We start from the raw sequence: 10,813 nt of genomic DNA on the forward strand, positions 1-10,813 counted from the left end.
ATCAGCGCTTCCATGCCGACCATGCGGCCGGTGCGCAGATCGACTTGCGGCTGGTAGTAGAGCAGCAGTTCCTTGCGCTCCATCGCATTGCGCAGGTCGCCCTCGATGCGCAGGCGTTCCAGCGCCCGCTCATTCATCGCCGCAGTGTAGAACTGGTAGTTGTTATTTCCCATTTCCTTGGCGCGATACATGGCGATGTCGGCGTGCTTGAGCAGGCTTTCCGGGTCTTCGCCATCGTTCGGGTAAACCGCAACACCGATGCTGCAGCTCAGGAAAAAGTCGTAGCCTTCGATTTGCAAGGGGCGCGCGATCGCATCCATCATGCCTTGGATCAGGCCTACGCTCAGCTCTTCATCGAGGCGCTCCGGCAGGATCAGCACAAATTCATCGCTGCCCAGGCGCGCGATGGTATCCGCTTCACGGGTGAACGCCTTCAGGCGGCCGGCCACTTCTTTCAGCAACAGGTCGCCGGCGTTGTGGCCCAGCGTATCGTTGACGAATTTAAAGCGGTCGAGATCGACGAACAGCACCCACACCCGGTGGCCGTATAGTTCGCCGTAGACGATCGCCTGGCTCAGGCGGTCGCTCAGCACGTTGCGGTTGGCCAGCCCGGTCAGGGTATCGTGCCGGGCCTGGTGCTCCAGCTCGGCTTCGTAGCTTTTCATTTCCGTGATGTCGTACAACGCCGTGACGAAATGGCTGACGCGGCCCGAACTGTCTTTCACCGGCGCCACGTACAGCTCGTTCCAGAACAGGGTGCCGTCCTTACGGTAGCTGCGGAACACGGCGTTCGCACTGCGCTTTTCGCGCAAGGCGGAGCGGATTTCTTCCAGGCCGATCTGGTCGTGATCGTCGCCGTGCAGCATTTCCAGATTACGGCCGATCATCTCGCTGGCGGTGTAGCCGGTAATCCGTTCGAATGCCGGATTGACGTATTCCACCAGGTAGTCCGGCAATTTGGCGCTGGAGATGATGATAGCGTTGGCGCTCGACTCGATGGCGCGCTCGCGCAGCTGCAAGGCGTCTTCGGCGCGCTTGCGGGCGACGATGTCCTCTTTCATCATCTGCGTCGCCAGCCTGACCTGCTGGGTGCGGGCGTCCACCAGCTGCTCAATCCGCTTGGAGCGGGTCGACAGGAAATACAGATAGGTAGCACCCATCCAGCTCAGCAGGCTGCCCAGTATCAGGACCAGGATCGATCCGGCATTCTTCTTGGTGAACACGCGCGGCGGCGCCGACGCTTCTATGTACCAGGACTTGCCGGCCAGTTCGAAAGTCTGCGACATGTCTTGCGGAGCGTCGTACAGCAGCCAGGAAGGCAGCCAGTCGCTAGCGTTGGACAGGGTGATCGGATTGCCCTGGCGATATACCAGCGTGCCCTCTTCCGGCTTGGCGCTGGCGTACACCCGCAGATAAAAATCTTCGCGCGCTTGCACGCCGTCGCGCGACAGCACATTGTTGACGAAGGCATCCGCTCGCAACGCCGCGCTGGTATAGCCGGTCAATGCCTGGCGGCGCTGGTCGACGCTGTCCAGCGATGCGCCGCGCCGATATACCGGCATCAGGATCACCAGCCCCAGCTTGCCGCCGTTGCTGGCAGTGCGCAATGTAAATAAATCGGTGGATGCAGGCAAGCCGGAATCGCGCGCGCGCTGCCCCGGCTCTGCCTGGATCACGCTCGGCGCAACGTCGACGCCGAATGCATTTTCATTGCCGGCCATCGGCTCTACATAGTCGACTACCCGGTACTGGTCGCGGCCGGTGCTTGATTCCGGCATGCCGTCGCTCAGCTGGCGGATCGAAAAATTGGGGAAATGTTTACGCATTTCCGCTTCATAGGCGGGCCGCTGGGCAGCTGTCAGCACACGCTGGAAAGTCAGGGACTTGATAAAAGGGGAGCGGCGCAGCATCGGCGCCGTAAAGGTATGGAACTGTTCGCGGCTGACGTCTTCGACCGTAAGGAACAGCCGATTCACGGTTTCCAGTTCGTGCACCAAGGCGTCAAGGCCGTCCACCACCGCCTTCAGATGGCCGCTGGCCAGGCGCCGGAATTCGGCGTCCATTTTTTCGTATTCGAGGTGGCGTACCGAGACAAACAAGCCGAGCGTGATGGCCAGACCCAATATCAAACTGGATAAAGAGGCAATGGGTATGAAGATTGACGAACCACGACGAAACATTTCTACTCCATTGCGAACAATAGGCGAAATATTACACGGTCTTTTTACTCGAGAACGTCGCGCGCAGATTTCTTTTTAGTGCCGTGAATCAACTAAAAAGCCGTGGGGCAAGAACTGCTACTGGTGCAGGCAGGGAATCAGGTAGGTTTCGGGGCTTCAGCGTCGGGCAACAAGCAGGCATGCAGGATCTGCAGATCGTTGTCTTTCGCAAAATTGACCACAAAATGATAAGCCAGCGGTTCGATCTGGCGCAGGTCTTCATTGACGACCACCGAGCGCACGCCATGCAGCAGCACCGGTCGTACATATGGCGAATATTGCAGATGGGCGTTGCGGCCGCCCGACCCTTCCGGGCGGAAACAGGCCATCACGCCGCACAGGCGCTCAGCCCAGTCGCTGGGGCGGAACTGCCTGCCGTCGCTGGTAATACCTTGAATGAAAAATTCGCGGGCGGGGGCGTCAGGAGATTGGATGGTATCAGCCATGCGTACAGCTCGTTTCTTCTATAACGCTTGCTACAGACATTTGCTTAACCTCTGGTAGAAGCAAGCGACAAATTTTCACCTACTCATTTACGTAAGTGATTCTTACGTATTATATCTTATAGAAGACCAACACACCATCCGCCGCAGCCGCCTGCCAGTCCGGTTTACCCAAACCAGATCGCAGCCGACAACAGCAACAGCAGGAACATCCACAGCAGCAGCGCACGCCAGACCAGGCCTACCGTGCTTTGCAGGGCGCGCGGCGTCGGCACGTCGCCCGGCGGACTTTCGCTTTCCATCGCGGTTGAATCAATCGTCGATGCGTCGGCCGGCAGGATTGCAATCGCGGTTTCCAGCGGCGTGCCGAGCAATACGCCCATGGCGCCGCCGCCGGTGGACAGGATGATGCCGTCGGTTTCGTTTTTCCAGCGGTCGGCAAAATTGCGCCAGGCGTAGATCGCATCTTCGAAATTGCCGACTACCGCAAACGCCGCCGCCGTCATGCGCGCAGGAATCCAGTCGATCCAGTAAAACGCCTGGGCCGCGAAACGCCCGAAAGCTTCATTGCGCATGTGGTCGGGTTCGTTCCAGCCGCGCGCCAGGTATTCGGCGATGCGATACATGACGGCGCAGGCCGGGCCGACCGGCATCAGGAACCAGAAAAACACGCCGAATACATGGCGGTGGGTAGTGATCAGCGCTTTTTCCACCGCGATGCGGGAGATTTCGCTGACATCCATGTCCGTGGTGTCGAGCTTGGTCCATTCGGCCAGCAAGGTGCGCGCGGTGGCGTCGTCGCCGGTGTTGAGCGCCAGCTGGATCGAACTGAAGTAATGGCTGTAGTGGCGGAAGCCGAGGGTCAGGTACACGATCAGGACATTCCACAGCAGCGCAGCCCAGGCGCCGATATGCACGCACAGCCAGTACACCAGCGCGGTCGGCACGGTCAGCGCCAGGATCACGCAGAACCAGCCAAGGCGGCCCTGGCGCGCCTGGCCGGCATTGAACGAAGCTTCTATCTTGCCCGCAAACTGCTTGACCCATGCATACACGGGATTATCCGCGCGCAGCGGCTTCAGTTGCTCGATCAGCAATGCAAACAGAATAGAAAGAAATGTCATTAACCAGCCTTATAAGTAAAGCGATAGCCCCGCAAGATCGGTCCCGCCGCTGCTGCACCACGGCTTAATCACAGCGCACCGGTCTTGCCATAACGTCCAAAATCACAGTATCCCATACGATAAATCTAAGCGCGAAGAAAGTGAAACAAATTTCTTAGCATGGCGGCCGTCGCACCCCAAATGAAGAAACGCTCGTAGGGCATCGCATAAAACGTTCGGCGATAACCATCCGGCAGGTCAAAGCTGCGCAACTGATGATTGAGGCCGTCCATCAGGAACGCCAGCGGAACCTCAAAAATTTCAGCCACCTCATCCGGATCAGCCCGCAAGCTGACCGGCGGATTGACCAGGCACACCACCGGTGTGACGCGATAGCCGGTGCCGGTAAAATATTCGGGCAGGCTGCCGATCACCTCGACCTGGCTGCGCGCCAGTCCAATCTCTTCTTCCGCTTCGCGCAACGCCGTTTCTACCGGCGAAGCATCGCTTTCTTCCATCCGGCCGCCGGGAAAACTGACTTGTCCGGCATGATCGGTCAGATGGGCTGCCCGCTGCGTAAACAGCAAGGTCGGCTGCTGTTCGTGCATCACGATAGGAATCAGCACCGATGCCGGCGTCACCGGCTTGCTCTGCAGCTGTGTCATGCGCTGCAAGGTCTGGCTATCGATATGTTCGGGATGCCAGTCCGGCTGCTGCGCGAACCGTTGCCGCAGCCATGCCGCGCTCATCCTTTCGGTGGCCAGCGCAGATTCGCCGGCAACCGCGTCTACCGGCAGCATCAGGGGATCGAAAGTCAATTTAACCAAGAAAATTCCTCTAACAATCTAGCAATCTTTTGATACTTTACCGCGATGGCCGCGAATGACCTATTGTCGTCACAGTTAATAACAATTATGGCCATTTTACTTTACAGCAACTAAAACATGCGCTCCCGAAGAGCAGCCGCAATAAACAAAGTTGCAGGCGTAAAAAAAGGGCGCCTGACGGCGCCCTTTTTTCATGCAATACCTATGCCTGCATAACAACGACTTACTCTGCTGCTGGCGCAGCCTTTGCAGTGTTGCGACGCTGTGGCAGTTTTTCCTTGATACGCGCCGATTTACCGGAACGCTCACGCAGGTAGTACAGCTTGGCGCGACGGACATCGCCGCGACGCTTGACTTCGATCGAAGCGATCAGTGGCGAGTACAGCTGGAATGTACGCTCAACGCCTTCGCCGGAAGAAATCTTGCGGACGATGAAGTTGGAGTTCAAACCACGGTTACGACGCGAAATCACGACGCCTTCGTAAGCCTGGGCGCGCTTGCGCGTACCTTCGACTACGTTGACGCTGACCACGACTGTGTCGCCTGGTGCGAAATCAGGGATACTCTTGCCGAGGCGGGCAATTTCTTCTTGCTCAAGTTGTTGGATCAGATCCATTTTTAGCTCCATATACCATCTTGCTGACGCCGTTTTGTGCAAGGCTTTTTTTGCCAGGCACTGCTCAGTAGAGGATGGGGTTAATACACAGGCGGCCGGCTGGCCTCCCTTGGTTACTGCTTAGTTGCCATTTACTACTAACTACAACGGGTCGGGTGCTCAGTTATTGCTCAGTTACTGGCCAAGCGCTCAATCCATATTCCGTAAAAACTTTTCATCGGCGGCGCTCAGCAAGCCAGCGGCGCGTATCTTCTGAATCAGGTCCGGCCGCTTTTTTGCTGTCGCGGACAACATCTGCTGGCGCCGCCATTTTTCGATTTCGGCATGATGGCCGCCCATCAGGACCGGCGGCACCGGCACGCCTTCATACTGTTCCGGCCTGGTGTAGTGCGGGCAATCCAGCAAGCCGTTGACAAAACTGTCCTCAACCGCCGATGCGCCATCGTTCAACACACCCGGCAACTGCCGGATCACCGCATCCATCAACGCCATCGCCGGCAATTCGCCGCCGGACAAGACAAAATCGCCAAGGCTGATCTCTTCATCCACGCAACGATCCAGCAAACGCTGGTCTACCGCTTCATAACGTCCACAGAGCAGCACCAAACCCGGTTCGGTCCGCAATTCCATGACACGCCGATGCGTCAGCGGCTGGCCCTGCGGCGACAGATAGACGACTCTCGGCGCCGGCAGGTCTTGCTGCAACTGGCGCGCCTTGGCCGCTTCAATCGCGGCTTCCAGCGGTTTCGCCATCATCACCATGCCGGGGCCGCCGCCATAAGGCCGGTCATCCACGGTACGATGATTGTCGGTGGTGAAATCACGCGGATTCCACAACGCCAGCTCACATCTTTTTTGTTCAAACGCGCGGCGGGTGATGCCCGACTGCGTCAATGCCGCAAACATTTCGGGAAACAGCGTGACGACATCAAATTGCATACCGCTCACCTTCTTGTTTCGCTTGCGATCTTGTTTGCCGCTTTGGCCGGCTGGGTGGACTTAATAATCCAGTCCCCAGTCAACCGTGATTTTCTTTGCTGCCTGATCCACCGTCTTGACGAACTGCTCGACAAACGGGATCAATAATTCTGGTGCTGCCTTGTCCTGATCCTCGGCTGCCGGCACCGTGATCCGAAGAATCGGATGCGCACCGTTGTCCATCAGATCAGCCACCACGCCCAACTGCTCGCCTTGCAGATTCTCAACCATCATGCCGATCAGGTCGACCCAATAGAATTCATCGTCGGCAAGCGCCGGGAAATGGCTGCGTGGAATATGCACCACACTGCCCTTCATGGCTTCGGCTGCATCGCGCCCTGCCACACCCATCAGGCTCGCCACAATGTCGCCACTGTGGTTTTTCGCCTGCATCATTTCGACATCGTGCAATTCCGGCGCATTCTGCCGGTTCAGCCACCATGTCTTGGCGTGCAACAGCGCATCAGCATCCGCTGAATACGGTTTGATCCGGACCCAGCCGTTAATACCGTAGGCGCCAGTAATGTAACCGACCACCACCAAATCTGAAGGTATTGCAGTTCCAGCTGGTGCTGTGGCCGACAAGTTTACTGACGCGTTCAACGGTTCAAACTGCTTAATTAAGCAGCTTTTTTGGCAGCGTCGGCAACCAGACGTGCAACGGTCGGCGACAATTGCGCGCCAACACCTTGCCAATGCGTCAGGCGGTCCTGAGCAATGCGGAAAGTCTCTTCTGCACCGGAAGCTACCGGATTGTAAAAGCCGATGCGCTCGATGAAGCGACCGTCACGGCGATTGCGCGAATCAGTAGCTACGATGTTGTAAAAAGGACGCTTCTTTGCGCCACCACGGGATAAACGAATAACGACCATAATGTTTCCAAAAAGTGTTCGAACACGGAAAAAGCCGCAAATTATAACGCAAAGTGAGCCGCTCCCGCAACCAAAGCAGGCCATGGGTGTGGTTTCACTACGTCAAACAGGTATTTGCAGGGCTCTAAAACGCTCCGCGGCGCTATGCCGCGAGCGGGCCTGACTATCAAAGTGACATTCTATTGAAGCAGGCTGTACACTACGCCCTCAATCTGCTTTCCGGCACGCATGGTGCGCTTCGGAAACATCAGTGGCGATAGCCAAGCCAGTATATTAGCAATATTCCCACTTGATGCAAGGATTGCCTTCTTTTTTTGTTCCAGCCCCATCCATCCCGCACATGACCCAACCCCACAAGAACAAGACCCTCGCCACTTTCGTGGCTACCGTATTCGGCAGCATCGGCTTGCATCGCTTCTACCTGAGGGGAATCAAAGACGCCTGGGGCTGGCTGCACCTTGCCACTTTGCCAATTTCCTTGCTGGCGTACCTGTTTTTGGGGCAAACGCAACAAACAGCCTTCCTGTTCGGACCGCTGATCATCTCCGGCCTGGTTGCCTGTATCGAATCGCTGGTCATAGGACTGACGCCGGACGAAAAATGGGATGCCCAATACAACCCCGACTCCGGCCGCAAATCGGACTCCAGCTGGTTTGTGGTGCTGCTGGTGGTGCTGACCCTGGGATGTGGCGCAATTGCCCTGATCGGCGCGATTGCCCGTACTTTCGACCTGTTGTTCACCGGCGGCGCCTATGGCTGACCCGGCGCCCTTGCATCAATAAAAAAAGCAGCCTGACGGCTGCTTTTTTACATTGCACCAGGAAAAATCAGAACTGGTCTTCCGTCAGCGCCATCACGCCGCTGCTGCCTTCTACGATCGAGATGCGATAAGCGTCAGCCTGGGACAGGATATGCTCGGCGAAGAAACGCGCCGTGCCGATCTTGGCCTGGTAGAAATTGCTGTCGCCAGTGGCCGCTTGCAGTTTTTGCGTCGCCACCAGCGCCGCCCGCCCCAGCTGCCAGCCGCCCAGCACGATGCCGGCCAGCTTCAGGTACGGCACGCTGCCGGCAAACACGCCCTTGATGTCGCTCTTCAGGTTGCCGACCACGTAAGCGACCACCTGCTCCAGCGCGTCGGCGCCGCTGGCCAGCTGCTTGCCGATGGCGACCAGGTCAACCGCACCGCTGTTCGCCAGTTCAGCCTGCGTGGCGCGCACCTGGGCGATGATGGCCTTGGCCACCGCGCCGCCGTCGCGCGCGGTCTTGCGGCCGACCAGGTCGTTGGCCTGGATCGCCGTGGTGCCTTCGTAAATCGTCAGGATGCGCGCATCGCGGTAGAACTGGGCGGCGCCGGTTTCTTCGATGAAACCCATGCCGCCGTGAATCTGCACTCCGGTCGAGGCGACGTCGATTGAGATCTCGGTCGACCAGCCCTTGACGACCGGCACCATGAATTCATAGAACGCCTGGTTGGCCTTGCGGGTCGCGTCGTCGGCGTGATGATGGGCGGCGTCGTGAGCAGCCGCCGTGACATAAGCCAGCGCACGCGCTGCCTCGGTCTGCGAACGCATGCTCATCAGCATGCGGCGCACGTCCGGCTGGTGGATGATGGTCACGGCGCCGGCAGAACCCGCCAGGTCGCGCGATTGCACGCGGTCCTTGGCGTAGGCCAGCGCTTTCTGGTAAGCGCGCTCGGCCACGCTGATGCCTTGCAAGCCAACCGCAAAACGTGCCGCGTTCATCATGATGAACATGTATTCGAGGCCGCGGTTCTCTTCGCCGACCAGGGTGCCGACAGCGCCGCCGTGGTCGCCGAACTGCAGCACCGCGGTCGGGCTGGCCTTGATGCCCAGCTTGTGTTCCAGCGAAACGCAATGGACATCGTTGCGCGCGCCCGGCGTGCCGTCGGCGTTGACCATGAATTTCGGCACGATGAACAGCGAAATGCCCTTCACCCCTTCCGGCGCACTTGGCGTGCGCGCCAGCACCAGGTGCACGATATTCTCAGCCATATCGTGTTCGCCGTAGGTGATGAAAATCTTGGTGCCGGAAATCTTGTAAGTGCCATCGCCCTGCGGCACCGCACGGGTGCGCACCAGCGCCAGGTCGGAGCCGGCCTGCGGCTCGGTCAGGTTCATGGTGCCGGTCCACTTGCCGGACACCAGGTTTTCCAGGTAGATCCGTTTTTGCTCGTCGCTGCCGGCAGTCAGCAAGGCTTCAATCGCGCCGTCGCTCAGCAAAGGACACAGGGCGAAAGACAGGTTGGCCGCATTCAGCATCTCGATGCACGGCGTCGCCACCAGCTTGGGCAAACCCTGGCCGCCGAATTCCACCGGATGCTGCACGCCTTGCCAGCCGGCTTCGGCAAATGCCTTGAACGCTTCTTTGAAACCTTTGCTGGTAGTGACTTCGCCATCGTGCCAATAGCTGGGCTCCTGGTCGCCGCTACGGTTCAGGGGCGCCACGACTTCGCTGCAGAACTTGGCGTTTTCCTGCAATACCGCTTCCACGGTTTCCGGTGTCGCGTCTTCGCAACCAGGCAGCGTGCTGACCTGCTCCAGACCAGCCAGTTCGTTAAGAACGAACAGCATGTCTTTCAAGGGGGCGACATAACTCATGAGTGACTCCAAAAAATTGGGCGGCACCACCGGGCCTGGCAAAACCGGCGCCTGCAATACCACCCGTATACTTTCGATTTTTAACAGAACGTCGAAAAATCCTGCTTTTCGACGTCATGCAAAACGCCCGTCGGCCTTAGTTGACTTAGCCCAGTTCAGCTACCAGCTGCGGCACGATCTCGAACAGGTCGCCGACAATGCCGTAGTCCGCCACCGAGAAAATCGGCGCTTCTTCGTCTTTGTTGATGGCGACGATCACCTTGGAGTCTTTCATCCCGGCCAGATGCTGGATCGCGCCGGAAATGCCGACCGCGATATACAGCTGCGGCGCCACGATCTTGCCGGTTTGTCCGACCTGCCAGTCGTTGGGCACAAAACCGGCGTCGACCGCGGCGCGCGAAGCGCCCATGGCAGCGCCGAGCTTGTCAGCCAGCGGTTCCAGGATCTTGAAGTTTTCAGCGGAACCCATGCCGCGGCCGCCGGACACGATGATCTTGGCTGCCGTCAGTTCAGGGCGATCCGATTTCGCCAGTTCGCGCGAGACGAATGCGGATTTTCCGAAGTCGGCAGCGGCCGTGATGTTTTCGACGGCGGCGGAACCGCCGCTGGCGGCAGCGTCAAAGCCGGTGGTGCGGACGGTGATGACCTTGGTGGCGTCGCTCGACTGCACGGTAGCAATGGCGTTGCCTGCGTAGATCGGACGCTCGAAAGTGTCCGGGCTGTCGACCTTGGTGATTTCGGAAATCTGGCCGACGTCCAGCTTGGCGGCGACGCGCGGCAAGATGTTTTTGCCGTAGGCGGTAGCCGGCGCCAGGATATGGCTGTAGGCAGCGGCCAGGGCCAGCACCTGCTCGGCGACGTTCTCGGCCAGGCCATCGGCGAAATAGGCGGCGTCCGCCACCAGTACTTTGCTGACGCCAGCCAGCTGGGCTGCAGCTTGAGCGGCTGCGCCGCAGTTGCTGCCTGCGACCAGGACATGGACTTCGCCGCCGCATTGGCTGGCGGCGGTAACGGTATTGAGAGTACTGCCTTTTAATGAGGCATTATCGTGTTCAGCGATGACTAGGGCTGTCATGTGGGCTCCTGATTTATGTGCGCTCGCCTGCACCGTGTTGGCAATGCTGCGGCGTTACGCTT

The 10,813-nt window shown here is 58.6% G+C and carries 11 protein-coding genes; 1 reads left to right on the top strand and 10 read right to left on the bottom strand.

Annotated elements, in window-relative coordinates:
- The 8 genes from JWQ61_RS20650 to rpsP all read right to left on the bottom strand — a co-directional run.
- Positions 1-2,123, bottom strand: a 2,123-nt coding sequence (locus JWQ61_RS20650; RefSeq protein WP_304362162.1) for a diguanylate cyclase, incomplete at its 3' end; no start/stop codon positions are given.
- A 194-nt stretch (positions 2,124-2,317) separates the two neighbouring features.
- Positions 2,318-2,665 carry a DUF3579 domain-containing protein gene (locus tag JWQ61_RS20655; RefSeq protein WP_304362163.1) on the bottom strand — a complete coding sequence of 116 codons (348 nt, stop codon included), beginning with the start codon at positions 2,663-2,665 and terminating at the stop codon, positions 2,318-2,320.
- Positions 2,666-2,829: 164 nt separating this feature from the next.
- Positions 2,830-3,786 (bottom strand): CobD/CbiB family protein, encoded by a 957-nt coding sequence (locus tag JWQ61_RS20660; RefSeq protein ID WP_014005158.1) that lies wholly within the window; start codon positions 3,784-3,786, stop codon positions 2,830-2,832.
- A 125-nt stretch (positions 3,787-3,911) separates the two neighbouring features.
- The gene (locus tag JWQ61_RS20665; RefSeq protein WP_014005157.1) at positions 3,912-4,592 is read right to left on the bottom strand and encodes a CoA pyrophosphatase; all 681 of its coding nucleotides are present in this window, start codon (positions 4,590-4,592) and stop codon (positions 3,912-3,914) included.
- A 223-nt stretch (positions 4,593-4,815) separates the two neighbouring features.
- On the bottom strand, positions 4,816-5,208 hold the full coding sequence (gene rplS, locus JWQ61_RS20670) for a 50S ribosomal protein L19 (protein WP_304362164.1): 393 nt from the start codon (positions 5,206-5,208) through the stop codon (positions 4,816-4,818).
- A gap of 189 nt (positions 5,209-5,397) precedes the next feature.
- Positions 5,398-6,147 (bottom strand): tRNA (guanosine(37)-N1)-methyltransferase TrmD, encoded by a 750-nt coding sequence (gene trmD, locus JWQ61_RS20675; RefSeq protein WP_304362165.1) that lies wholly within the window; start codon positions 6,145-6,147, stop codon positions 5,398-5,400.
- Positions 6,148-6,207: 60 nt separating this feature from the next.
- Positions 6,208-6,771 (bottom strand): ribosome maturation factor RimM, encoded by a 564-nt coding sequence (rimM, locus tag JWQ61_RS20680; protein ID WP_304362166.1) that lies wholly within the window; start codon positions 6,769-6,771, stop codon positions 6,208-6,210.
- A gap of 35 nt (positions 6,772-6,806) precedes the next feature.
- Complete coding sequence (gene rpsP / locus JWQ61_RS20685) at positions 6,807-7,058, bottom strand: 30S ribosomal protein S16 (protein WP_041741387.1); 252 nt, start codon at positions 7,056-7,058, stop codon at positions 6,807-6,809.
- Between the two features lie 340 nt (positions 7,059-7,398).
- On the opposite strand from rpsP, the gene JWQ61_RS20690 reads away from it, so the two are divergent.
- Positions 7,399-7,818, top strand: a complete 420-nt coding sequence (locus JWQ61_RS20690; protein ID WP_304362167.1) for an NINE protein — start codon at positions 7,399-7,401, stop codon at positions 7,816-7,818.
- A 67-nt stretch (positions 7,819-7,885) separates the two neighbouring features.
- Here JWQ61_RS20690 and JWQ61_RS20695 read toward each other — a convergent pair whose 3' ends face one another.
- Complete coding sequence (locus tag JWQ61_RS20695) at positions 7,886-9,676, bottom strand: acyl-CoA dehydrogenase (RefSeq protein ID WP_304362168.1); 1,791 nt, start codon at positions 9,674-9,676, stop codon at positions 7,886-7,888.
- A gap of 145 nt (positions 9,677-9,821) precedes the next feature.
- Complete coding sequence (locus JWQ61_RS20700; RefSeq protein WP_304362169.1) at positions 9,822-10,751, bottom strand: electron transfer flavoprotein subunit alpha/FixB family protein; 930 nt, start codon at positions 10,749-10,751, stop codon at positions 9,822-9,824.
- Between the last annotated feature and the right edge of the window lie 62 nt (positions 10,752-10,813).

The organism is Collimonas fungivorans (assembly GCF_028292705.1).
Classification (GTDB): Bacteria; Pseudomonadota; Gammaproteobacteria; order Burkholderiales; family Burkholderiaceae_D; genus Collimonas; species Collimonas fungivorans_B.

Coding starts and splice junctions, on each gene's coding strand:
- JWQ61_RS20700 (WP_304362169.1), bottom strand. CDS start 10,751: ATGACAGCCCTAGTCATCGCTGAACACGATAATGCCTCATTAAAAGGC.
- JWQ61_RS20695 (WP_304362168.1), bottom strand. CDS start 9,676: ATGAGTTATGTCGCCCCCTTGAAAGACATGCTGTTCGTTCTTAACGAA.
- JWQ61_RS20690 (WP_304362167.1), top strand. CDS start 7,399: ATGACCCAACCCCACAAGAACAAGACCCTCGCCACTTTCGTGGCTACC.
- trmD (WP_304362165.1), bottom strand. CDS start 6,147: ATGCAATTTGATGTCGTCACGCTGTTTCCCGAAATGTTTGCGGCATTG.
- rpsP (WP_041741387.1), bottom strand. CDS start 7,058: ATGGTCGTTATTCGTTTATCCCGTGGTGGCGCAAAGAAGCGTCCTTTT.
- JWQ61_RS20660 (WP_014005158.1), bottom strand. CDS start 3,786: ATGACATTTCTTTCTATTCTGTTTGCATTGCTGATCGAGCAACTGAAG.
- JWQ61_RS20655 (WP_304362163.1), bottom strand. CDS start 2,665: ATGGCTGATACCATCCAATCTCCTGACGCCCCCGCCCGCGAATTTTTC.
- rplS (WP_304362164.1), bottom strand. CDS start 5,208: ATGGATCTGATCCAACAACTTGAGCAAGAAGAAATTGCCCGCCTCGGC.